Source organism: Microbulbifer maximicatervae (SeqCode), from assembly GCF_052468095.1.
This window is the reverse complement of record NZ_CP174332.1, coordinates 1,730,574-1,754,826: the sequence shown is the minus strand read 5'-3', so window position 1 is coordinate 1,754,826 and position 24,253 is coordinate 1,730,574. Positions and strand designations below refer to the sequence as shown.

The window sequence follows — 24,253 nt, the reverse complement described above, 5'->3', positions numbered from 1 at the left end:
CGGAGGGTTATCACCGTTAGAAAGATTAAATAAATTACAGGTAGTTGCACGCCAGTGAGTGAAGCCAAAGTACGCGAAGTATCACGGCACAGCGGGATAGTTCAGCATAGCAAAGACGCTACACGCAGTGCCGGCGCAACCCATACCGGCTATAAGCGTGAACAGAACGAAGATGCCTATTGGGCTGCGGAAGACAAAGGTATCTGGGTTGTAGCCGATGGCCTTGGCGGTCACCACGCTGGTGAACTCGCGAGCAAAACTGTTGTTGAAGAAATCCAAAAGTCAGCGGAAACTGACAAGCACTACGAGCGTGCCTTGCAAAAAGCGCACGCCCTTTTACTGGGCGATGAACAAACCACAGCCAATATGGGCTCTACTGCGGTCGTTGTTGCTGAAGAGGGTGACTACTTTCATATCTACTGGGTTGGAGACAGCCGCGCTTACCTCTGGGCTCCCGAAGGCACAACAGGGAAGCTCACCCAACTAACCAGCGACCACTCCTACGTACAGATGTTGATGGATTCAGGCGCTATCAACTCCGAAGAAGCCGCAATTCACCCCAACCGGCATGTAATTACCCGATGTATCGGCGGTAGTACCAACCCCAAACTCGAAGTGGACCGAGTCTCCTATCGCTGGGCAGCAGGACAGAGACTACTCATCTGCAGCGATGGACTTAGTTCGGAAGTACCAGCAAATTCAATCAACCAGATATTGACAGAAAACAGTGATACACACAGAGCAACAGAACTTCTAATCGCTGCAGCATTGGATGCAGGAGGCAAAGATAATGTCACTGTTCAGGTCATAGATGCCCCATCCACAGCGCAACCTTCTTCTACCGCATCCCTCAACCCAATTAGCGAGCCCACCCTGCCCGGCTCCACACTCAGAAAGTATCGCCCCTTCATTCTCCTCTTCACTGTCGCTTTAGCCACCGCAGTTGCCTACGGACTTTCAACTCTGCTTTAAGATAGGGAAAGCACTTCATGGAAGTCGTCAATAGCGGCACCTCTTCACTGCAGATACCGGGCTACCGCATCCTCAAGAAGATCAATCAGGGGGGAATGTCCTCAGTCTACCTGGCTATACAGCGCAGTGTGGGCCGGCAGGTGGCACTAAAAGTTATGTCGCCAGTATTGAACGCTGATCCAATCTTCAGTGAGCGGTTCCAGCGGGAAGCAAATATCGTTGGGCAGCTGTCACACCCAAATATCGTCGGTATTCACGATATTGGCCGCTACCGCAGCCTGAACTATATCGCCATGGACTACATGCCTGGGGGCTCGGTTGCAGAGCGTTTAAGCAAAGGTGGGCTTGAGCCTCTTGAGGCGCTTAATGTTGTGCGCCAGATAGCCATGGCCCTAGACCACTCCCACAGCAAGGGCTATGTACACCGAGACCTGAAACCGGAAAATATCCTGTTTCGCGAAGACGGATCGGCCGTACTCAGTGATTTTGGAGTTGCCCGGGCTATCGCGAGAACCACCCGTATGACTAACAGCGGGATGGTTGTGGGAACCCCTCACTATATGAGCCCAGAACAGGCTCGCGGAGCAGCGGTTGACGGTCGTGCCGACCTGTATAGCCTGGGAGTTGTTTTCTATGAAATGCTCACAGGAGCCGTGCCCTATCAAGCAGACGAAGCCGTCGCCATTGCAATAAAGCACCTCACCGACCCAATACCGCGACTGCCAGCCCGATACGCACTTTATCAGCCTCTCCTTGATCACTTCCTGGCCAAAGATCCGGATAAGCGATTTCAACGCGGCCTGGATATCGCCGATGCCGCAGATGATTTGGTTGCAGCCCTCGCCGGAAAGCCGGCCAACCAAATCAGCCAGCTCAACAATTCAACTTTAAAAACTTCCAGCTTGGCAAAAGCACTTGTACTGACCATTTACGGCAGTGTGGCAGACCAACTCGGGAGAGTTGCTTCCAGTTGGAAACGGAAGGAAACGCCCGAGAAGCCAGAGCGTAAGGAGCAGGATACTGTTGTACGCCTGCGGCAGTTCCTCGCTGAGCCAACAAAACACAAACGCTCCTGGCTTATGAGCAGCTTTATCGCTGTTGGCCTTACCTCAACCTGGGGCCTGTATAGCATCGTTGATCACAAGGCCGGCTGGCAACTTGGACTACCTACATTGGACGGCGCTGCCGATTTTACAGCTGCCACCCTACTAGGTACCGCGGAGCAGCCTGCCAATATTGCTCCAAATTCAAATACAGAGTCTGCGCCAACTGAATCAGCAGCAGATGCCCTAGACACACAGGTACAAGTTACCCCGCTAAATCTACCTTCCTCGCTCAATGCAGATGCACAACTACCCCTCAGTGGTAATCAGGCACTGATTGCCAGGAGTAATATTGAGCCCCCAAAAGTACTCACGCCTGAGCCTGCAGAGCCAAGAGCAGAGAACCAACCCAAGCTGTACAGCCTAACGATTAACACAAAGCCGTCTGATGCCCGTGTGCGGATTATGAACATAGCCCCCCGCTACCAGCCGGGGCTTGAATTGAGCCCAGGCAAATATGATGTGGAAGTGAGTAAACGGGGCTTCAGTAAAGTTCGCCAGTGGGTCTTGCTGGAAGAACAAAACCTCGAAGTGGCGATCGAGCTGGAACCTGCCTACTTTATCGGCAAGCGATTTCAATCTGAATTATCCTCCGGTGGCTTGGGCCCGAAAATGGTCGCAGTGGGAGCAGGCAGCTTTACCATGGGCAATAACCAGCGGCGATTGGCCAGCCCTGCGCACAGGGTAAATGTAGAGCAGGACTTTGCTATATCCATCTATGAGGTCACCTTTGCCGAATACGATCGTTTCGCCGAGGCCACCGGTAGTGCTAAACCCAGCGATGCAGGCTGGGGGCGAGGCGATAGACCGGTAATTAATGTGACCTGGCGGGACGCACAAAGGTATGTGAAGTGGCTATCAAAGGAGTCTGGCAAGCAGTATCGGCTGGCCAGTGAAGCCGAGTGGGAGTACGCAGCCCGGGGAGGCAGTACCCACCAATACTGGTGGGCTTCCAGCGACGTCCGGGGAAAAGCGAATTGCCGCAGGGGTTGCTCTAGCGAATTTACAAAGCTGTTCAGCATCAGTACAGCTCCCGTAGGGCATTACCAGGCGAATCCTTTTGGCCTTTTTGACACTGCAGGGAACGTGGCTGAGTGGGTGGAAGACTGCTACCAAGCTGGATACAACCCAACAAAAACTACTTCAGCACCTATAAAGATTAACGGCTGCCAACTTCATTCTGTAAGGGGCGGCTCAATGCGTGATACCTCTAGTAAGATTTCTTCTGACTACCGAAAAGGCCTCAATGAAACCGCGCGCTCAAAGGATGTGGGGATACGGGTTGTAATGGATCTGAATGAATAGATCCGGGCTCACAGCGAATCGGGTTTCTGTGGTTGTACCGTCAACTTTCGCTATCTTTTTATTTATGCAAAGTTTTAGCTGAAAGCCGCTGGCCCAAATTAACCTAGAATTGAATTACAAGTAAATTGACACTGGACGGCGATTTACCTCCAGCTTGTAAAATCCCTCAATTTCAATGGTCAAAACCTATTAGACCTTAGGTATTTTAGGCCGGCTATTAAATCAAGCCGGCCACAAATCACTAAAGCGTTAGTACCACCCTACTTCAGCCGGAGCTCCCAAACATTGTGAATTTTTGGGTTGCGCTGAAAGTCCTTATCCAAAAGGTTCAGCTTCTCTACCGAATATTCACTGGAAACGTCCTCGTCCATCTTAAAGCTGCGCAAGTTGTTGGAAAACACCAAGCGACCTTGAGGCGACAACAGGGACATACACTGACGAATCAATTTCCCGTGGTCCCTCTGAATATCTAATACCCCGCTCATCTTGGCGGAATTGGAGAAACTCGGGGGATCCATGAATATCAAATCGTAATGGCCTTTCCTGTTCTGTTGAGCAGATTCAAGCCACTGCAAACAATCGGCCTCTACCAACTGATGGCGATAAGGATCCATGTTATTAGCACGGAAATTTTGTCCCGCCCAGTTTTGATAGGTTCGCGACATATCGACACTAGTGCTTTGCTTGCAACCACCCAGAGCCGCTTGGACCGTCGCACTGGCGGTATAGCAGAAAAGGTTTAGGAATGTTTTACTGGCAGAAATCTCTCGCAGATATTTGCGCACCGGGCGATGATCGAGGAAAAGCCCTGTATCCAGGTAGCTCCACAGATCTACCGCCAACTCAGCACCATACTCCCCAACCCAGAGCTCCTTTCTGGATTCCGTCTGCTTCTGGTACTGACTTCCACCCTTACCTCCGCCCTTGTGGCTGTGGCGACGGCGCTCTTTAATACTGATATTCGCGCGAGGCAATTCGAGCACGGACTGAAGGGCCCTTAACAAATCGCGCAAGCGCCCCCGAGCCTTCTCTTCCTCGATAGTGGCCGGCGGACGATACTCCTGCAAATGCGCGTACACGGCGCCATCCAGGGTTTTATAGATATCGATCGCCGCAGCATACTCAGGCAAGTCCGCATCGTAGAGGCGGTAACAATCCACGCCACTCCTCGCGGCCCATTTACCCGTAGTGCGCAGATTTTTGCGCAAGCGATTTGCTACCATCTCCGCCTGGGGTGACAACTTCGGCCCAGTGGCTTCACTCGCCGCCGCCCCACTTTGCGCACGAACCTCAAACATCAGCAACTGACTGGGGATACTGCCATTGTATAGCTGGTACTGCTTGTGAGAGCGTAAACCGGTGGCATAACCCAGTTCCGGATTGCCGGTAAACACACCGACCAACCAGCCCGGGAACTCCGCCTTTAACTGCCGCCCCAGTTCAAAATAGGTCTCCCGCAGAGCTTCCTGCTCACCCAAGCGCTCACCGTAGGGCGGGTTTGTCAAAACCAATCCCGCTTTGACTTCTCTATGGCTCGGTACCCTAAACCCTGCTACTGGGCGGCAACTCACTCGCACCTGGCGCTCCAGACCGGCCCGGGCAATATTAGCCTCAGCCGCAAACAAGACTTTCGCATCGGCATCGTAACCGCGAATCTCTGGCAGTTCGCGCGCCAGGCCAACGCCTTGACGCTGCAATGCCTCTTCGCGAAGCTCGTTCCAAATATCGCTTTGATGGTTCAGCCAGCGCTCAAAACCAAAGCTATCCCGCATTAATCCCGGTGCTATATCAGCAGCGATCATCGCCGCCTCCACCAGAATAGTGCCCGAGCCACACATCGGGTCGAGCAAGGCTCCACCCTGCTCAGCAATCTTTGGCCAGCCGGCTCGCAGCAACAGTGCTGCCGCAAGGTTCTCTTTCAGTGGGGCTGCACCGATATGGGTTCGGTAGCCACGGCGATGCAAGCTGTCACCGCTTAGATCGATGGCGATATCCAACTTATCCCGATGCAAGCGCAGGGCAACCGTCAAATCTGGATGATGTTTATCAATACTTGGACGGGCTCCCGACTGACGGCGAAGGCGGTCGACAATGGCATCTTTTGCTTTTTGAGCACCGAACTGACTATTGCGGATCTCTCGATTGGTCCCAGAGAATTGCATCCACAGTTTGCCCGAGGGGCGAATGTGGAGTTCCCAGGGTTGCTCGGCAACTGCTTGGTAAAGGTCTTCAGCGGTGGCTACATGCACCTGCGCCAAACGCAACATAATGCGGTTTGCCAAGCGACTCCACAGACAGCAGCGGTAAGCCAGCTTCAGGGAGCCGGAAAAATACACTGCCGCCGGCTGCTCCCTTACAGACCCTGCACCCAGGTCGCGTAATTCATTAGCGAGCAGTCCCTCTATTCCCTTGGGACACGTAGCCGTAAACTCAAATTCTTCGGTTTGTAAATCTGTCAAAATACTTACTCATTAAGCTCCTCCTGTGGAGGAAGTTTTGTGCGCCAATAAAGACCGCCCACTTAAAGCTGCCGGCAACGTCTGCGCCGCCAGTACGCACAAATAAAACTTGGAGGCAAAACCTTTACCGCCCCCAACTAGGGAAATTGAGCATTATCGCCTTGCCCAAAAGAGGACGATTATCCCATTTTGTGGCAGAAGAGAATACGCCCTGCCGTTAATTACTACCTGCCCCATAAGTCATACTGTCAACTAGAGATGTTTTCCGATTCCCACGCAGCCACTTTACTCTTACTAATAAGGTGGATTGGGTCGGTCCGTTCAAAGACTTATTTCCTTCACTAAAATTCATTGAGAGACACCCCAAAATAGAGCCGTTTGCGAACCTGCCGACAAACTGTCCACAGACCGACAAAGTAGAGGTGCCGTATACGATGAAACGCCAAAAACGAAATCACGCCGACAGGGCATTTTACAAGGGCTATTTGGCAGCCCTGAACAACAAGTCTATGGATAGCTGCCCATTTGTCGAAGAGGATCCTCATCAGGAGTGGATCAATGGTTGGCGTGAGGGGCGGGAAGATTACTGGAATGGCTTCGACAGAGTGACCAAGGCGCAAAAACTGGAAATTTATGGCGCCGTTTCTACCGACATCCAATACCCTGACGGGTGGAGTACCATTTAGCGATGGCAAGGGGGCTTATCGTCAAAAGCCCCCCTTTTCCTAGCAGTCAGCAACTGATACAGCTTACCCTTGCTCTGTTCGGCGACGCTCCAAAGCAATTGCCTCTGCCGCCTCACGAATCAATTCAGGCCCCCGATAGATAAAACCGGTATACATCTGTACGGCAGTCGCCCCAGCACGAATCTTTTCAGCCGCACTGTCACCATCAAAAATACCGCCAACCCCAATAATCGGGATCTGCTTGCTCAACTCTTTCGATAACAGCTCGATGACCTTGGTGGATTGAGCTCTCAGGGGTTTTCCGCTCAAACCGCCCTCTTCGCTACCATGGGGCAGCTTGGCGACTGAAGACTTATCGATCGTCGTATTGGTAGCGATCACGCCGTCGATATCGTACTCACACAGCGCCTCAGCTATCTGCGCCACCGCATCGCCTTCCATATCCGGGGCAATCTTGACAGCGACAGGGACGTAGCGATCACTCTTTTGAGCCAGCTCCATCTGCTTGTCTTTGATGCTGCCCAGCAAGCGATTGAGACTGTCACCAAACTGTAGGTCACGTAGCCCTTTGGTATTGGGAGAGGAAACGTTGGCAGTGATGTAGTCGGCGTAGCGGTACACCTTCTCCATACACAGGCAGTAGTCATCGGCGGCCTTTTCCACTGGAGTATCAAAGTTCTTACCTACATTGATCCCCAAGACACCGCTATAACGGCGCTTTTTCACTCGTTCAATCAGGTAGTCAACACCGAGGTTGTTAAAACCCATACGGTTAATAATCGCATCGGCCTCTTCCACCCTAAACAGCCTTGGCAGCGGATTGCCAGGTTGGGGGCGCGGTGTCACGGTGCCTACTTCAACGAATCCAAAACCCAGGGCTCCGAAACCATTGAAGGCCTGCGCATTCTTATCCAGACCAGCGGCCAAACCAACCGGGTTGGGTAAAGTGAGCCCCATCAACTCGACCGGATCATCCGGCACCGACTTTTTGTACAGGGACATCAAACCGAGGCGCTCTGCAGCGCCAATGGCATCAATCGACAAATGGTGGGCCCGCTCAGGGTCAAGCGCAAACAAGGCTTTACGCAGTGTTGAATACATACCTTTCCTTACGTGGGGAGGCGAACCCTTCAGAAAACGAAGGGCTCTATCTTGTGATGACGACGATACTACAGGGACCTTTGAGCGGCCCCTGGGCTCTATTTCGCTACTGTTCTGCCAGGGTTTCCCGGTCCGCAGTGGCGTGGGCGAGATACATTAGCTCGCGCAAAGCCACAGTGAACATGGCAAAGTCACCGACAGAAGTAGACTTCAACTCGGCAATCATATTGTGCCAGCGTTGAATTGCGGGCGCCATGATAGCGCTCCAGCGGGACATTGCACCCTCTACATCAAGATTTTCAGCCTTGCCCAAGCGGAGGATGTTCACCGCCAGTGTCGACAACTGGCTGTCCAGGTCATCCATACTGGTCTCCCGGGCCTGCGCCTGCCAGAAGCTGTCTACCGGCAAATCGACGATCAGATTGCCAAACCAATGCAGGTTCAACTCATCCGACAGCCTGAAGTAAACCGTGGCAACTTCCTCTACGGGCGTATCGCTAGCTCGCGCCGACTCGGAAATACCCAGTGCCGAGTAGAGGTAGGTGGGCGACGCCGACAGCAGGGCCAGGGCCTCTGGCACCCCTGCTTCCAGGAGCTTCTGGTAGCGCTGTTCCCATTCGTTAAGGGGCTCGCCACTCAAGACCTGCGGCAACGCTGTAATAACCCGCTGTACCGGCTCCTGGAACAGCTCGCAGTTGGTAGCTGGCTCCAACTCATTGCGGCGATTGCGCAGGAACCACCGGGTTGCCCGGCGCACACGGCCTATCATCGAGTTCAGCAGTTCTGTTTGCAGCTCCGCTGGCACCTTGTAGTCCAGCGCAGCCAGCTGCTCCTGGAAGTCGTGCATCTCGTACACATCGCGAGCGCTGACATAAGCGGCAGTTACATCGTTCACATCGGCGCCAGTAGCTGTACCGATACGGTTGTAGAAGGTGATACCCATACTGTTAACCATCTCATTGGCAACCTGGGTAGCCACGATCTGGCGCAACAGCGGGTGGTCATAGACTTGGTCGCGATAACGCTCGACCAATTTTTCCGGGAATGCAGACTCAACCGCAAAACGCACCCGCTCATTGTCGGTGATTTGTGCATTTTGCAGCTCTTCTTTCAACTTGACCTTCACGTATGAGATTAGAACCGATAATTCAGGGCGGGTCAGGGACTGCCCTTTGTGCTCGCGTTCAGAAATCTGCTCGTTGTCAGGAATAAACTCCAGCGCGCGGTTCAATCGGCCGTCGTCTTCCAAAGTGTTGATGGTTCTGCGGTACTCGTCCAGGCGCTTGGCAACCTGATATTCCGCCACACTGAGGGCAAAAGTCTGCTCATAGTTATTGTGCAGCACCAATTCACCGACAGCATCGGTCATCCCATCCAGTAGCTCATTGCGCTGCTTTTCAGTCAAATCACCCTGGGCAACGACTTTATCCAGAAGGATCTTGATATTTACCTCGTGGTCAGAACAATCCACACCGGCCGCATTATCGATAAAGTCGGTGTTACAACGCCCGCCATTGAGAGCAAACTCAATACGTCCACGCTGGGTCATACCCAGGTTGCCGCCCTCGCCAAAGACTTTGGCACGCAACTCCCGACCATCAACGCGCAAGTGATCATTGGACTTGTCACCAACTTCGGAGTCCGTCTCGGTAGTAGCCTTAACATAAGTGCCAATACCGCCATTCCAGATCAGATCCACCGGCGCTCTGAGCAAGGCACTAATCAGCTCGTTGGGATTCAGTTGATCCTGTTTGATATCAAACGCTTCTTTCATTTCAGGCGTAATAGCAATGGCCTTGGCGCGACGCTCGAAGATACCACCACCTTTGGAGATTAATTTGCGCTCGTAATCTCTCCAGCTCGACCGGGGCAACGCGAACAAACGCTGGCGCTCTTTATAGCTGGATTCTGCATCCGGATTGGGGTCCACAAAAATATGCAGGTGGTTAAAGGCCGCTTTCAGGCAGATGTGCTCAGACAGCAACATGCCGTTACCAAAAACATCTCCACCCATATCGCCAATGCCGACAACAGAGAAGTTTTCTTTCTGGACATCAACCCCCATCTCACGGAAGTGGCGCTGCACCGATACCCAGGCTCCACGGGCTGTAATACCCATTTTCTTATGGTCGTATCCCTGGCTGCCACCGGAGGCGAAAGCGTCGCCCATCCAGAAGCCATACTCCCCGGCAATGCCGTTGGCAATATCTGAGAAAGTCGCCGTCCCTTTATCCGCAGCTACTACCAGGTAGGGGTCATCCTCATCCCGACGAACAACATATTTGGGCGGTACAACTTCGCCATCTTTCAGATTATCAGTGATATCCAAAAGGCCGCGAATAAAGGTTTTGTAGCAGGAGATTCCCTCTTCCATCATCGCTTCGCGGCTGCCATCGGTAGGCGGACGCCGAACGACAAATCCACCTTTTGCACCACTGGGTACAATAACTGCATTTTTCACCGCTTGGGCTTTTACCAGGCCCAGAACTTCTGTGCGGAAATCTTCCAGTCGGTCAGACCAACGCAGGCCGCCGCGAGCGACTTTACTGCCACGCAAGTGCACACCTTCCACACGAGGGGAGTAAACAAAAATCTCAAACTCCGGGCGGGGTTCGGGAATGCCGGGAATATCCCGGGGACTGAATTTGATCGAAATATAATCCTTGGGCTGCCCTTCATCATCCACCTGGAAGAAGTTAGTGCGCAGGGTCGCCAGGATTAATTCCAAATAACGGCGCAGAACCAAATCTTCATTCAGGTTATCAACCGTATCCAAACCATCGTGAATTTTAGCGATCAAGCGCTCGACACGGGGCTGCTCCTGCTTACCAGTGCTTAAACGGGGGTCGAACATCGCCCTAAACAAGGCTACCAGGTTGCGGGTGATATCCACGTGGCTGGCCAGGGTAGCGGCAATATAGCTCTGGCTGGCACCGGACTTGGTTTGCTTCAGGTAACGGGCGTAGGCACGAAGCATGGATACTTCGCGCCAGTTAAGGCGGGCGGCCAGCACCAGGCGATTGAAGGCATCGCTTTCCGCCGTGTGATTCCAGATCGCCGCGAACGCATCCTGGAACAGGCCACGGGATGCCTGCGCATCAATTTTGGTGGGCAGACCAAATTCCAGATGGAATTCGTGCATCCACACATCGGTATAGCCACGGGGGCGAATCGTATAGGGGAATTCACCAATAACCCGCAAGCCCAAATTTTCCAGCACGGGAATCACGTCGGAGAGCGTCAGGCCGCTGCCCCAGTTGAATACCTTGAACCGCAGACTGCCCTGAGCGGCCCCCACCGGCTGGTAGAAACTCATTGCCACCCGGTTGTCTTCACTGAGGCTCTGAACGGCTGCTACATCCTGCACCGCAATACGAGGCTCAAAGTCTTCACGGTACCCTGCCGGGAAGGCGCGGCCAAAAGTACGATAGAGACGACTGCCCTCTTCTTCCCCGCTATTTTCAATTAGTGATCTTTGGAAAACATCTTCCCAGGAGCGGGTAATATCCACAATTTGCGCCTCCAGCAGCGCGACATCAAAATCAACAGGCTCATCGGGGGACACGCGGAAAACAAAATGAACCCGCGCGAGAATGGATTCGGAGAAGAAAGTGGTGAAGTCCGAGTCCTTCGCATTAATCGCTTTGGCAATATGCGCGCAAATCACCTCGCGCACATCACTATTAAACAGCTCACGGGGAACATATACCGTGGCAGTAACGAATTTACCAAAGGGATCGCGACGCATAAACAGACGAAGGTGAGCCCGCTCATTTAACTGCAGCACACCCATTACTACGTCAAACAGCTCTTTGGTGCTGCCCTGGAAAAGTTCATCCCTTGGGAAGGTATCGAGAATCCGGCGCAGGGCTTTGCCATCGTGCCCCTGTCCGGAGAGACCGCTAGACTCGATGATCGAGGCCATCTTGCGGCGAATAATCGGGATTTTCGCCGGGCTCTCGGTGTAAACCGGCGAGGTATAAAGCCCCATAAACGCCGCTTCACCAATCACCTCACCATCGGTGTTGTAGCGCTTAATCATCACGTAGTCCGAATAGGCCGTGCGGTGCACCCGGGACTTAACGGAGGACTTGGCAAATGTCAGGTAATTGGGCCCTTGGTAGAAACGCTGCTTGCCCTCACTAAAAGAGGTTTCCAGCATCGGCGCGGCTTCTTCCAGCTTTTTGAAAATACCGAGCCTGCGGTCTTCAACTTCATTGAGGATTTTTTTATCCCCGACAACACTGAACTCGTATTCGCGATACCCCAGGAAGGTGAAGTTACCGTCGCGCATCCATTGTAAAAATGCACTGGCTTCCAATAGGTTGGTGTCTTCGTCTGGAAGTCCCGCCTGTAACTGCCCCTCCATTGCGCTGCAGGTTTCCAGCATCGGGACATAGTCGTCCACTACCAGCTCCACATCGCCGAGTACGTCTTTTAAGCCAGTCATCATGCCTGAAGCGAACTCAGATGAAGTGTCGTGATTAATCTCGACATAAATCATCGCTTCGTTCGTGATGCGCTTCCCTTTTGCCTGCGGCTTTTCACCCAGCAACTCTTCCTCTGGCGGCAACAGGCGAGTCAGTTTCCCCTTGGCATCGCGCTCAACTCGAACTACCGTACTCTTTATCGAATGAGTCACTGTATTTCGGCGATTGATCTCCATGCGAATGGAGTCCACCAGGAATGGCATATCCCGCTGCAGCACACCAATGACCGTATGCGAGCACTCCCAACCATCGTCTTCGAGGCGGGGGTTAAAGACCTTCACCTTGGGTAGGCCGCCCGGGCGCTGTTGAATAAAGTTCCACCAGGTGTATATGCAGCCATAGACGTCAACAAGGCGACGACCGGCCAGATCCTCTAATGGGTACTGATTGAGGAACTGCTGGGCAAAAGCCACAACGGGTTCGGCTTCGCTGGTCAGCTTGTCACGAATCAGCTCGCAAATCTGCGCAACTAATTCTTCACGGCTGTCGGTAATAACCGTCGCCATATTCACGGGGAACCTCCCAATCTCATTTTTGTCACATCGAATCCAAACACTGTAGATCCGAAAAGGTCATCATCTCAGCCCATACGCAGCTGCAGGGTCGAGTCCTAAAAATTACACTTTCAGTCAGACAGTGAGGAGAAGTCCATTCCACCTCAGAATCTAGTCGGCTCGGCAGAGGCCTACGTCTCAAGAGTTGCCTCTTCATTTGGTGCCGCTAAAATCATCAGTCGCCACCTTCTCGGCGGCGACTATATATAGATGGTAGAAAGCCAGCCAGGTCCGTGCGGCGGCTAAATTCTCAGAAGAAGAGATACTATGGAAGCAAACCAGACTATTAGGGATCATATCGCCGCTTTGGGCGATTGGTTGGAAGAGCAGATTATCGGTCAAGAGAGATTGGTTAACCGATTGCTGATCGCCATGCTGGCCGATGGCCACCTTTTGGTGGAGGGAGCGCCAGGCCTGGCCAAAACCAAGGCCATTAAAACACTGGGCGAAGCTATTGAGGGTGACTTCCATCGCGTTCAATTTACGCCAGATCTGCTTCCGGCGGATATTACCGGCACCGACATTTACCGGCCGGAAACCGGAGAGTTCCATTTTCAACCAGGTCCAGTGTTTCACAATCTGATACTGGCCGATGAGATTAACCGCGCGCCAGCCAAAGTTCAGTCGGCGCTGCTCGAAGCTATGGCAGAACGGCAGATCAGTGTCGGCCGAAAAACTTATCCCCTTCCCCAGTTATTTTTGGTAATGGCTACCCAAAACCCTATTGAGCAGGAAGGGACTTATCCTCTGCCAGAGGCACAATTAGATAGATTCCTAATGCAGGTAAATCTTGCCTATCCCAATGCGGAGGCGGAAGCAAAAATCCTGCGCCTGGCCAGATCCGAGGCTAGCCTTGGCGAAAATCGCCCCACTGAAATTATCAGCCAAGAAACCATTCTTCAGGCGCGCAACCAAATTCTGGAAATGCAGATGGTTGAGGCCGTGGAAACCTATACTGTCCAACTTGTCATTGCTACTCGCGAGCCGGCGAAGTATGACAGCGAGCTGGCGTCATGGCTAGATTTTGGTGCAAGTCCGAGAGCAACAATTGCACTGGATCGCTGCGCGCGCGCTCACGCCTGGCTCGCCGGGCGCGACTACGTCACCCCAGATGATGTGATGAATGTCGCTCCCGATATTTTACGCCACCGGCTCCTGTTGAGTTTTGAGGCGGAAGCGGCGGGAATTACTACCGACCAGGTAATTGAGCGATTACTTCAACAGGTGCCTGCGATCTGATGTCCGCTGAAGCACCCCCAACTGAGCTTGAACTGCGCGGGGCTTATCCCGAAGTAACGCCGTTGGTACAAATGCGCTACGCCGCACGGCAGCTGCAATTATTCAAACCACGCCTGGCCCGCAGTGATCAGGCCGGCAGCCTGCTCACTCGCTATCGCGGCCGCGGCATGAATTTTGAGGAAGTGCGGAACTACCAGGCCGGCGATGATGTGCGCTCCATTGACTGGCGAGTAACAGCTCGAACCGGCCAAACCCACACCAAACTTTACCAAGAGGAGCGCGAACGCCCGGTAGTTATCCTGTTGGATTTGCGCTCACCGATGTTTTTCGGCAGCCAAAGGGCATTTAAATCAGTGACGGCTAGCGGCATTGCGGCAGCGCTGGGTTGGGCTGGTTTACAGCACAGCGATCGGATCGGGGCGCTACTTTTCTCCGACCGGGAAATAGACACAGTGCGCCCGCGCCGCAGCCACCACGCCGTACTTTCGATGATTCACAGTACGGTTGCCCGCGCTGCGGAACTGAGCAGCCCCGTCCCCGAACAGGGCAGCCAAACACTGAAAACATTGCTGGAGGAAGCACGAAGAATCGCACGCCCTGGAAGTGCACTCTTTTTAATCAGTGATTGCCATGATCTCGACGAGAGCTGCTCACAGCCACTCTACCTTTTATCCCGTCATGCCGACCTGCAGGTGCTGAGGGTATCGGACCCGCTGGAGCAACATCTGCCCGGCCAATCCCTCACTATATCTGACGGTCGCCAGCGCACATTCCTTCATGCCGGCAATCGGCCGGTTCACGAACATTTTGCCGAAAAGCAAGCCCGAGCCCGCGCCGAGGTTGAACAACTGTGCCGACGTTATCGGCTGCCGTTGCTGGACTTTGATAACACCCAACCGCTTATTCCAGCACTGATGTCCGTCTACGGCTCGCGGCAAAGAAATAATGGCTGGCAAAATACGAGAAGGCCCAAGTAGTAATGAGTTTGAAAGTGCAGAAAAAGCTAGTCGCCAGTGTTTTGGCGAACCAAGGAGCGAAGGCAAAACGCACTGGCAATTTAATTGAGGGCCAGTCGTGATAAAAGGAAGTCTTCTGGCAAAACAAATGCAATCCCCAACACCGCAAGCGCCTTCGCCCGAGGCCCAGGAATTGTTATCGCAACTCCGCGATATACAAGAGCCCAATGCGGTTAATTGGTGGCCACCCGCTCCAGGCTGGTGGATGTTGGCCGTGTCAATTCTAGTTTTTCTGGCCGCCGTTGTCCTATGGTGGCGGCAGCGGCGCAAAAAAGTTGAACGCAATCGCTATCGTGTCGAAGCAGCCTCACTGCTCGCCGCAGTAAATACTGAGGAGGCGGATGCAGTACCAGAAATTAATGAAATACTTAAGCGAGTGGCAGTTACAACCTATAGCCGTACAGAGTGCGGCAATCTTATCGGCACAGCATGGGTCGAATTCCTGAAAAAGTCAGCCCCACTCGAGTGCCCCTCTGATGCGCAACAAGCACTCGTCGAAAACCTCTATCGCGGCAGCTGTGACCCAGACAAAAACCGAGCGCTACAGGAATATGCCATTTTATGGGTGAAGCAGCACGAACAACCCACCAAAAACAGCCCACAACACCAGGGCGGGGAGGCCGCGCATGTTTGAATTCGCCTGGCCATGGGTTTTCTTTTTAGCCCCACTCCCGCTACTCGCCCGCTGGCTGCTACCCCGCTCCAAACCCATGAGCAGCGCCCTGAAGGTACCATTTTATTCGGAGCTATCCCAACGCGGCGGCGGCGAACAAAGCAATCTGCTCAATCTCTTTTTACTGATTCTGATCTGGCTGCTTTTAATTAGCGCCGCAGCCCGTCCCCGGTGGTATGGGGAGCCAATATCTCAACCCAGCAGCGCAAGGGATCTCCTTATTGCCGTAGATATTTCAGGCAGCATGGAAACGCCCGATATGGTGATTAATGGGCGACCGGCGATGCGTATCAATGCAGTAAAACAGGTGGTTGGTGACTTTGTTGAACGGCGTAAAGGTGACCGTTTGGGGTTGGTATTGTTTGGTACTCGCGCCTACCTGCAAGCCCCACTCACTTATGACAGGGAGACGGTAGAAACTCTACTAAAAGAGGCCCAGATCGGCTTTGCTGGACAGGGAACTGCCATCGGCGATGCCATTGGGCTATCGGTCAAACGCCTGACCCAACGCCCCGCAGAGCAACGCGTGCTGATACTCCTCACCGATGGCGCCAACACTGCGGGGGAAGTCTCCCCGCTCAAAGCTGCCGAGCTGGCACAACAAGCGGGCATTACGGTTTACACCATCGGTGTAGGTGCCGACGAAATGGTTCAACCTGGCCTTCTGGGGAGCCGTTTTGGCAGCCGTAGAATTAACCCTTCGCGAGATCTCGACAGCAAGACACTCAAGGAAATTGCCGACAAAACCGGAGGCCGCTATTTCCGCGCCCACAACCCGCAGGAGCTGGCAGAAATCTATGCCGAACTGGATAAATTAGAGCCTGTCGAACAAGAAGCGGAAAGTTACCGCCCCATGAAGTCCCTGTTCACCTGGCCCCTTAGTATCGCCCTACTACTGGCTGGAATTTGGGCCCTGATTCCCCTGGCGAGCAATTTTCAGCTTCCTGCCAGACGAGAAGAGACAAGTCGTAACAATGGAGGTCAAGCCCAGTGAATATGCTCGACCTAATCCAATCCTTCCACTTCCTGCGCCCTGGGGTTCTGTGGCTGCTAATTCCCGCAGCACTACTTTGTTGGGGACTGGCAAAGATGGTGCTCAACAGCGCTCAACTGCAAAAGGTCATAGACCCAGATCTGCTGCCCCACCTTCTACTGCGCGGTGGCAGTAAAAGACCCTGGTTATTCGCATTAATATTTGCGCTGCTGGTCGCGATGATTATCGCTCTGGCCGGCCCTGCCTGGCGCAAGCTGCCAACTCCGGTGTACAGCAACCAGGATGCCCTGGTCATACTGCTAGACTTGTCACCGTCCATGATGGCGACAGATCTCTCGCCCAATCGACTAACCCGCGCCCGCCTTAAAATTTTGGATATTTTGCGCCAGAGAAAAGACGGCCTCACCGCGCTCGTCGCCTATGCCGGAGAAGCCCATGTCGTCACCCCTCTTACCGAGGACACGGCTACTATCGCCAATCTGGTACCCGCGTTGTCGCCCTCAATCATGCCCGTCCCCGGCAGCAATATCGAAATGGCTGTCGATACCGGGATTCGCCTGTTAAAGGACGGAGCTGCCGGGCGCGGCAAATTACTTGCCGTTACCGATGGCATAGACTCAATGGCCGCCAATGAGGTCGCCAAAGCTCTGTCCAACGCAAAAATTGAGATGAGTATACTCGCCGTGGGCAGCGGCGAAGGCAGCCCCATCCCTCGAGGAAATACCGGTGGATTTGTGACCGACAGTAAAGGCGCCATCGTCATCTCCAATTTCGATGCCAGTGAGCTTCGCCAGCTCGCCCAGTCCAGCGGGGGGCGTTTTGCCAAAATTACGGTAAATGACAGCGATATCGACTATTTACTGCCTCAAACTGACAGCCCGCAACAAGCGCAGCTCACTGAAAGGGAGTTCGACCAATGGCGGGATGAAGGGCCACTATTACTCCTTTTAATACTACCTTTTGCAGCCCTACTCTTCCGTCGGGGAGCTCTGGCATGCGCCCTGCCCTTACTACTACTAACTGGAATTTCAAGTGAAAGCCAGGCTATTGAGTGGCAGGATTTATGGCAACGCAAAGACCAGCAGGGCCAGCGCCTATTAGAAGAGGGACAGCCGGCAGAGGCCGCGCAAGAATTTCACAACCCCGAATGGAAAGGCACTGCCAACTATCGCGCAGGCAATTATGCAGAGGCCCAGGAAAATTTCGCCCAACGTAATAATTCACAGAGCTTGTACAATCTTGGCAACAGCCTGGTGCAACAGGGGGACTACGATAAAGCTATCGAAGCTTACGATGAAGCCCTGCAAAAGCAGCCCGAGTTTGCCGATGCCGAGCACAATCGAGAAATTGCTGAAAAGCTGAAAGAGTTGCAAGAAAAACAGCAGCAATCCCAACAGCAGTCCGGTGAACAGCAGCAAAGCGAGCAGGAACAGAACCAGCAGGGCCAGCAGCAGAGCCAGGAACAACAGCAAAACCAAGAGCAGCAAGCTGAGAACAACGAACAGCAGTCCAGCGAGCAACAACAGGGCAATAATCAACAACCCTCTGGTTCACCAGAGTCCTCTGAGCAACAGCCCCAAGGTGAGGAGCAGCAGGGCTCCCAAGAAAAGGGCCAGGAAGAGCAGGAGAGCGAACAACAACAGCAAGGTGAACAACAGGGTGAAGAGCAACCGCCGCAAGGGGAATCGCAACCTACTGGCGCTGAAGAAAGCCCGCTCGACCAGGAAACCCAACAAGCCCTGGACCAATGGCTCCGTCAAATTCCCGATGATCCAGCCGGCCTGATGCGCGAGAAGTTCAAATACGAGAGCCTGCAAAGGCGCCGTGCCTATCGCAGCGGAGAGTGGGAGCCACCGGAAAATGGGGCGACACAAAGATGGTAAAGAACAGTAGAACAATGTCGCTGGATTCAAGGACACTGATTTCAAAAATGCCTATGGACGCAATCATTAACAACCGAATAAAACTTTGGAGCCTCCCACTCAGCCACGCCTTCGCTTTGCTACTTCTTGCAATAGCACTTTGTCTGTCGACGCCGGTTTTAGCAAGCGATCTCAGCGCAACGGTCGATAGAGATAAGATTGGAATTGATGAGACAGTCAATTTACGTGTGCGCTATTCAGGAAACAAAAGTGGTGGACAACCGGACTTTGACTTGTTGGAACAGGATTTCGATATTCTCTCACGCCAACAGTCCAACCAGTATCGCGTTATCAATGGCCGTGCAGAGAGTTTTGTCGAGTGGGTACTGGCGCTAGCCCCCAAACGGGAAGGCAAACTGTTTATCCCCTCTTTTAACTATCAAGGAGAGGTTTCCGATGCGGTTCCCGTCACGGTCACCGAGGCGCAAAGTGGACCTAACGGCGGTGAAAAGCAGGCTTTTCTGGAAGTAACACTCGACAAGGAAAAGGTCTATGTCCAAGAGCAACTGCTGGTAAAAATTCGTCTGTACACCACTATCGGCTTACACGATATCGCAACAGAGCCTCTCAAGGTTGCCGGCGCTCATGCAGAAAAAGTCGATGAGCAGCGATATGAGCGCAAGCTCAATGATGTGAGCCATGCGGTTTACGAAGTTACCTACGCCGTTTTCCCAGATAGCTCAGGCAAGCTCAGCATTCCCGCACTAACCTACGTGGCCATCGCTGGGCGCAGGGACCCCTTCTCCCTGTTTAATCGCAACAGCCAAAGGCTTCGACTTCGCTCCCAGGAGAAGTCTATTGAAGTGCTGCCAAAACCCGCTGACTACTCTGGCAGCCAATGGCTGCCCGCTGCCAGTCTCGGCATTGTTCAAAGCTGGAGCCAGGACCCGGACACCTTTGCCGTAGGCGAACCTATTACCCGAATTCTTACCGTACGTGCCGAAGGGCTCAGGGCCGCACAGTTGCCCCCACTTCCCAAACTCAACGTGGATGGCCTTAAAACTTACCCCGATCAACCGCAACAAGAAGACCAGGTTGGGCCCAACGGCGTTACCGGAAGCCGTATTGAGACAACCGCGATTGTGGCTACACAACCCGGGGACTACGAGCTTCCTCCCGTCACTGTGACCTGGTGGGATACAAAAAGCCAACGACAACGCACCACTCAACTACCGGCATTCCGCTTCTCAGTTACCGGTACTGCTGCTGCAGTAACCAGCGACAATGAAACCAGTGCTAAAGTACCTCAGTCAGCTACACCCACCGAACAAGTCGGTACTGTGAGCCATTTTTGGCGCAACCTGGCTATTATCGCGATTGCCTCTCACTTACTGTGGGTGCTGTACTTTTTCTTTCAGAGGCGCAAACCCGCCCAGCAAATACCTAGCAACCACACCCAGGCTCCCGACTTACAACGTGAAACCCGTGCCCTTAAAAAAGCTCTGGAGAGTGAGAACCCCATCAATATCCAGCAAGCCACTTTAAAGTGGCTTGCTGCAAAATGGCCGCAAGTAAATGGGAAGAGCTTGGCTGAAACCGCGAGGCAACTGAACATCCCTGAGCTGGGTCAGCTCCAAGCAGCTCTGGACGCCGCTATTTACAAGTCACCAGCTAGTCCTTTGGACATCAATAAGGTGAAAGCAATAGTCGACTTACTATTGAACGCGAAACCTGAAAGTGAACCCCGTGAAGCGGATAGCGCCCTGCCCTCACTGTTCTCTTAACAGGAGCCTCTTCAAATCAAACAGGGAAAGGTTGGCCTTCACCGCCTATGGGTAAGGCCAATTCCTGTGTATTCGAGCAGTTTAAGAGGTACTTTAAATAGAATCAGAAAAAAGTTTGTGTAGATATGATTTTCTTTGCAAGCCCTAACAATTTCCAGATTTTGATGAATCCGCCCCCAAACGCCCTGGGAACTAACACCCCCTTCACGCATTTTCACAATACATTTTGGCAAGCGCCTGAAGCTGATTTTATCCCGATGAAGAAAACGAGCTAGCAATTCAAAATCCGCTGCAACACGGTAGTTGGTTTTATATAAACCTAGCTTTTTATAGCAGTCACGCCGTACAAAAAATGTAGGGTGGGGTGGCATCCAGCCCCAGCGAAATTTAGACACCCTAAATTTACTGGAGCCATAAAAACGCACTCTTTGGCTTAAGTTATTGCGAGCCACAATCTCCAGGTCTGCATAGACAGATTGGGCTCCCGAAACTAAAAATTCATTAACAACATTTGAAATTACACGACTATCAGAATAGACATCATCAGAGTTAATTGTGCCGACTATATCGCCAGACGCCAGGCATATGCCTTTATTCATAGCATCATAAATACCTGAGTCTTTTTCAGACACAACTGCCGCGACTTGGCCTTTAAACTCAGATATTATCTCTAGCGTGCCATCAGTAGAGCCACCATCAATAATTATATGCTCAATATTTGCATAATCTTGAGCCAACACGGATAGTATTGTGTCGCGAATGGTGTCAGCACTATTTAGACAAACCGTTATCAGGCTTATTTTTATCACAAAAAGTCTCAAGTTGTCGTTTCGTGAAAAGTAAAACCTCTCTTGAGAACTTTAGTACAAATTACAATATCTGACATTCGATCAACGTAAAATACTTCTATACCAGTCGTATGTTTTCTTTAACCCTACCCCCAAGGAAGTCTGGGAATCCCACCCCAACTTCGATAGCTTTGAGGTGTCTAGCAACTTCCGCGGCACACCATCAGGCATTGACCTGTCAAATGTAATATTTCCCTCAAACTCAATGATCTCGGCGATTAAATAAGCCAGCTCCTTAACAGTGCAATCCACCCCAGTACCCACATTTAGGTGGGAGCACATAGGCTCTGTCACGGATCGATATACTCGATCTTCCAAACCCATTACAAACACCAACGCATCAACCATATCCTCTACATACAGAAATTCTCGCCGAACATCACCACTCCCCCAAATCCTGACATTCTGCAGCCCTTCATTTTTGGCCTTATGGAAACGATATATTAATGCAGGGATAACGTGTGAATTTGCAGAGTCAAAGTTGTCATGTGGACCATAAAGGTTTGTCGGCATAACACTGCGATAGTTACGTCCATACTGCCTTGAGTACGACTCGCACAACTTAATTCCGGCAATCTTAGCAATAGCGTAAGGCTCGTTAGTCGTCTCCAACCTGCCCCCAAGCAGGTCCTGCTCCCGTATCGGTTGGGGGGAATCCCTTGGATAAATACAAGACGACCCAATAAACAGCAAATTTTGGATATCGGCCTTGTGAGCCTGATGGATTACATTGCACTGAATCATCAGATTCTGGTAAATAAAATCAGCTGGGAGCTTGCTATTCGCCAATATGCCCCCCACTTTTGCCGCAGCCAAATAAACAGTATCAATCGACTCCGAATTAAAAAAATCAGAAACAGCATCAGCATCTGTCAAGTCCAGCGAACCTCGAGGGCAAGTAATGACTTCACAGTTTTTTACCGGTCTCAACCTCTGAATTAATGCCGAACCAACCATGCCCCGATGACCTGCGACAAAAACTCTCTGGGAGTATTTCACTAACTACTCCTCAAAAATAGGCTCAGTGCGATAACCATTCCCAGCCAACAACAAATTCCGCTTCGCTTCCCTCAAATCATACTTAACCATCTCCCCAACTAAATCTTTCAAGGTTGTTTTAGGTGCCCACCCCAGCTCTTGCCGAGCCAATGAGGCATCACCTACTAGTGACACCACCTCTGTCGGGCGAAGATAACGAGAGTCCACTTTAACAATTACATCTCCACACTTAACTGCTGGAGCATCTTCTCCCACAATTGAAGTAACAACACCTACCTCTTTCTGCCCCTCTCCATAAAACTCTATCGCAATCCCCAGCTCCTGAGCACAATTACGAACAAAGTCCCGAACGGAGTATTGCAGCCCTGTAGAGATGATAAAATCCCTAGGACTTTCTTGCTGCAACATCAACCATTGCATTTCAACATAGTCCCTAGCATGGCCCCAGTCCCTCAGTGCATTCAGCTCCCCCAAATACAAGCAACGCTCTAAACCTTGGGCAACATTTGCCAACCCCCGGGTTATCTTTCGAGTAACAAAAGTTTCACCACGCCGTGATGACTCGTGATTAAATAAGATTCCATTGCAAGCATATAAGCCATAGGCCTCGCGGAAATTGACCACAGTCCAATAAGCAAACAATTTTGCAATTGAGTATGGAGAGCGAGGATAGAAAGGAGTGTTTTCATTCTGAGGGGAAGCTTTGGCAGCACCGTAAAGCTCCGATGTTGAGGCTTGGTAAAACCTGGTTTTATCCAACCCCAGAAGACGCATCCCCTCAAGTATTCTGAGGGTTCCAAGCCCGTTCACATTTGCAGTATATTCAGGGCATTCAAAACTGACCGCAACATGTGACTGAGCACCCAAATTATAGATTTCATCAGGCCGCACCTCCTGAAGAATTCGGGTCAAATTGCTCGTATCGGTAAGGTCTCCATAGTGAAGAAAAAACCTTCTACTATCATCTTGCGGCCCTTGGTACAAGTGATCTATGCGGCTCGTATTAAATGAAGAGGACCTTCTTTTAACCCCATGAACCTCGTACCCTTTCGCCAATAAAAATTCAGCTAAATAAGAGCCATCCTGGCCTGTTACACCCGTTATTAATGCTTTTTTCATGTCTCAGCCTGTTAGAATTATTGGTATACAAGCGCACCACCTCTCCACATCCAATACCGTCCAAACATTTACAAAGATCAATGTCGCTCAGGTTTCGCCCCTAACATCAAGCGAGCCATCTCCCGTATTTCAACCCCCCACAACCTTATCTGAACGAAAGTTGCCAACAATCTATAACCAATATAAATTTCCCTTTTCCGCCAAAAAAATACGACCGACCTTACCGGCGGAAGAAGGGTATATAGGATCAGCTTAAACCTCCCTGCCCCTTGAGAGAGGAAAAACTGCCCTCCCTTTATCCGCCTTGCTTTTGTCGCTACAGATTGCCAGGAGCATCTAACTCGATGATGAACAAAAGCAGATTTCAGAAATAAGACTTGGTACCCTCTCGCCCTCAACCTTCTACAAAACTCAAAATCACCACTCGAAAAGGAATTCTCACTAAAGCCGTCAAACTTCAGGAACAAAAACCGATCAACTACCATATTTGCTGTAGCCGCAACTCCTGCAGATACGTAAACCTCTTGTGGTATCCCTCTCATAAAGTCATAGACTTCATAGATATTGGAAAATCCATATTGCTTTTGACTTCGCACATCACCGGCAAATAACTTTACACTCCCTCCCCAACACCCAACCGCCCTATCAATTCCGGCTATCCACTTTGAATCCGGCAGGCAATCAGCATCCGTAAAAATAAGCCAATCACCTTCAGCTAACTCTGCCCCTTTGTTTCTTGCCGCATAAGATCCAGGCTTTTTGCACTTTCCCATCTTAATCTGAAAACTCCTCCCCCCTAAAAAGGATGGAGAATTCCCGTCGTTTGATATCAGTACAAGCTCAAAAAGGCCTCTTGAAATGACCTGAGACTCCAAGCAACAAATCAACTCCTCAATGAAGTGCCACTGCTGATAGACCGGAACAATCACGGAAAATTTAACCCGCATATCAGCACCAGTTGCAGATATTGTTAGACATTTGAATCATCACGCACTGACTAAACGATTAGCACAACACTTGGAATTAGCAACCTACAACATTGGCCAACA

General features: G+C 51.8%; 16 protein-coding genes. 9 read left to right on the top strand and 7 right to left on the bottom strand.

Annotation, left to right across the window (positions count from 1 at the left end; all coding sequences use genetic code 11):
* Positions 1–54: 54 nt before the first annotated feature.
* Complete coding sequence (locus ACJJIL_RS07535) at positions 55–972, top strand: PP2C family protein-serine/threonine phosphatase (RefSeq protein ID WP_444897702.1); 918 nt, start codon at positions 55–57, stop codon at positions 970–972.
* A 17-nt stretch (positions 973–989) separates the two neighbouring features.
* Positions 990–3,380, top strand: coding sequence for a bifunctional serine/threonine-protein kinase/formylglycine-generating enzyme family protein (locus ACJJIL_RS07530; protein WP_445361585.1), 2,391 nt, complete (start codon positions 990–992; stop codon positions 3,378–3,380).
* A 260-nt stretch (positions 3,381–3,640) separates the two neighbouring features.
* Here the strand turns inward: ACJJIL_RS07530 and rlmKL are convergent, their stop codons facing one another.
* Positions 3,641–5,839: a bifunctional 23S rRNA (guanine(2069)-N(7))-methyltransferase RlmK/23S rRNA (guanine(2445)-N(2))-methyltransferase RlmL gene (rlmKL, locus tag ACJJIL_RS07525; protein ID WP_445361584.1), complete on the bottom strand. Its 2,199-nt coding sequence runs from the start codon at positions 5,837–5,839 to the stop codon at positions 3,641–3,643.
* A gap of 434 nt (positions 5,840–6,273) precedes the next feature.
* Between rlmKL and rmf the strand changes: the two genes are divergently transcribed.
* Positions 6,274–6,525, top strand: a complete 252-nt coding sequence (gene rmf, locus ACJJIL_RS07520; protein ID WP_108733677.1) for a ribosome modulation factor — start codon at positions 6,274–6,276, stop codon at positions 6,523–6,525.
* Between the two features lie 63 nt (positions 6,526–6,588).
* Here rmf and ACJJIL_RS07515 read toward each other — a convergent pair whose 3' ends face one another.
* Positions 6,589–7,626 (bottom strand): quinone-dependent dihydroorotate dehydrogenase, encoded by a 1,038-nt coding sequence (locus ACJJIL_RS07515; RefSeq protein ID WP_413662444.1) that lies wholly within the window; start codon positions 7,624–7,626, stop codon positions 6,589–6,591.
* Positions 7,627–7,732: 106 nt separating this feature from the next.
* Positions 7,733–12,622, bottom strand: a complete 4,890-nt coding sequence (locus ACJJIL_RS07510; protein ID WP_445361998.1) for an NAD-glutamate dehydrogenase — start codon at positions 12,620–12,622, stop codon at positions 7,733–7,735.
* A gap of 315 nt (positions 12,623–12,937) precedes the next feature.
* Here ACJJIL_RS07510 and ACJJIL_RS07505 point away from each other — a divergent pair, with 315 nt between their 5' ends.
* The 6 genes from ACJJIL_RS07505 to ACJJIL_RS07480 all read left to right on the top strand — a co-directional run bounded on the left by ACJJIL_RS07505 (position 12,938) and on the right by ACJJIL_RS07480 (position 20,238).
* A complete protein-coding gene (locus ACJJIL_RS07505) occupies positions 12,938–13,909 on the top strand; it encodes an AAA family ATPase (protein ID WP_282932305.1) in 972 nt (323 codons plus the stop codon).
* The gene (locus ACJJIL_RS07500) at positions 13,909–14,886 is read left to right on the top strand and encodes a DUF58 domain-containing protein (protein WP_444933540.1); all 978 of its coding nucleotides are present in this window, start codon (positions 13,909–13,911) and stop codon (positions 14,884–14,886) included. Before ACJJIL_RS07505 ends, ACJJIL_RS07500 begins: the two co-directional genes overlap by 1 nt.
* 127 nt (positions 14,887–15,013) lie before the next feature.
* Positions 15,014–15,559, top strand: coding sequence for a DUF4381 domain-containing protein (locus ACJJIL_RS07495; RefSeq protein ID WP_445361583.1), 546 nt, complete (start codon positions 15,014–15,016; stop codon positions 15,557–15,559).
* Positions 15,552–16,592: a vWA domain-containing protein gene (locus tag ACJJIL_RS07490; protein ID WP_445361582.1), complete on the top strand. Its 1,041-nt coding sequence runs from the start codon at positions 15,552–15,554 to the stop codon at positions 16,590–16,592. The genes ACJJIL_RS07495 and ACJJIL_RS07490 overlap by 8 nt, the downstream gene beginning before the upstream one ends.
* A gap of 2 nt (positions 16,593–16,594) precedes the next feature.
* Positions 16,595–18,475: a VWA domain-containing protein gene (locus ACJJIL_RS07485; RefSeq protein WP_445361997.1), complete on the top strand. Its 1,881-nt coding sequence runs from the start codon at positions 16,595–16,597 to the stop codon at positions 18,473–18,475.
* Positions 18,469–20,238 (top strand): BatD family protein, encoded by a 1,770-nt coding sequence (locus tag ACJJIL_RS07480; RefSeq protein WP_445361581.1) that lies wholly within the window; start codon positions 18,469–18,471, stop codon positions 20,236–20,238. The genes ACJJIL_RS07485 and ACJJIL_RS07480 overlap by 7 nt, the downstream gene beginning before the upstream one ends.
* A gap of 38 nt (positions 20,239–20,276) precedes the next feature.
* Here ACJJIL_RS07480 and ACJJIL_RS07475 read toward each other — a convergent pair whose 3' ends face one another.
* From ACJJIL_RS07475 to ACJJIL_RS07460, 4 genes are all read right to left on the bottom strand, one after another.
* Positions 20,277–21,047 carry a glycosyltransferase family 2 protein gene (locus ACJJIL_RS07475; RefSeq protein WP_445361580.1) on the bottom strand — a complete coding sequence of 257 codons (771 nt, stop codon included), beginning with the start codon at positions 21,045–21,047 and terminating at the stop codon, positions 20,277–20,279.
* 81 nt (positions 21,048–21,128) lie between these two features.
* A complete protein-coding gene (locus tag ACJJIL_RS07470) occupies positions 21,129–22,085 on the bottom strand; it encodes a GDP-L-fucose synthase family protein (RefSeq protein ID WP_445361579.1) in 957 nt (318 codons plus the stop codon).
* 3 nt (positions 22,086–22,088) lie between these two features.
* Positions 22,089–23,204 (bottom strand): GDP-mannose 4,6-dehydratase, encoded by a 1,116-nt coding sequence (gmd, locus tag ACJJIL_RS07465; RefSeq protein WP_445361578.1) that lies wholly within the window; start codon positions 23,202–23,204, stop codon positions 22,089–22,091.
* 77 nt (positions 23,205–23,281) lie between these two features.
* Positions 23,282–24,151: a glycosyltransferase family 2 protein gene (locus ACJJIL_RS07460; protein ID WP_445361577.1), complete on the bottom strand. Its 870-nt coding sequence runs from the start codon at positions 24,149–24,151 to the stop codon at positions 23,282–23,284.
* Positions 24,152–24,253 lie beyond the last annotated feature (102 nt).

What these genes read in the sequence shown, in the direction of transcription:
- ACJJIL_RS07530 (WP_445361585.1), top strand. Translation starts at nt 990, where the DNA reads ATGGAAGTCGTCAATAGCGGCACCTCTTCACTGCAGATACCGGGCTAC.
- ACJJIL_RS07500 (WP_444933540.1), top strand. Translation starts at nt 13,909, where the DNA reads ATGTCCGCTGAAGCACCCCCAACTGAGCTTGAACTGCGCGGGGCTTAT.
- ACJJIL_RS07510 (WP_445361998.1), bottom strand. Translation starts at nt 12,622, where the DNA reads ATGGCGACGGTTATTACCGACAGCCGTGAAGAATTAGTTGCGCAGATT.
- ACJJIL_RS07505 (WP_282932305.1), top strand. Translation starts at nt 12,938, where the DNA reads ATGGAAGCAAACCAGACTATTAGGGATCATATCGCCGCTTTGGGCGAT.
- ACJJIL_RS07460 (WP_445361577.1), bottom strand. Translation starts at nt 24,151, where the DNA reads ATGCGGGTTAAATTTTCCGTGATTGTTCCGGTCTATCAGCAGTGGCAC.
- rmf (WP_108733677.1), top strand. Translation starts at nt 6,274, where the DNA reads ATGAAACGCCAAAAACGAAATCACGCCGACAGGGCATTTTACAAGGGC.
- ACJJIL_RS07495 (WP_445361583.1), top strand. Translation starts at nt 15,014, where the DNA reads ATGCAATCCCCAACACCGCAAGCGCCTTCGCCCGAGGCCCAGGAATTG.
- ACJJIL_RS07480 (WP_445361581.1), top strand. Translation starts at nt 18,469, where the DNA reads ATGGTAAAGAACAGTAGAACAATGTCGCTGGATTCAAGGACACTGATT.
- ACJJIL_RS07515 (WP_413662444.1), bottom strand. Translation starts at nt 7,626, where the DNA reads ATGTATTCAACACTGCGTAAAGCCTTGTTTGCGCTTGACCCTGAGCGG.
- ACJJIL_RS07490 (WP_445361582.1), top strand. Translation starts at nt 15,552, where the DNA reads ATGTTTGAATTCGCCTGGCCATGGGTTTTCTTTTTAGCCCCACTCCCG.
- gmd (WP_445361578.1), bottom strand. Translation starts at nt 23,204, where the DNA reads ATGAAAAAAGCATTAATAACGGGTGTAACAGGCCAGGATGGCTCTTAT.
- ACJJIL_RS07485 (WP_445361997.1), top strand. Translation starts at nt 16,595, where the DNA reads ATGCTCGACCTAATCCAATCCTTCCACTTCCTGCGCCCTGGGGTTCTG.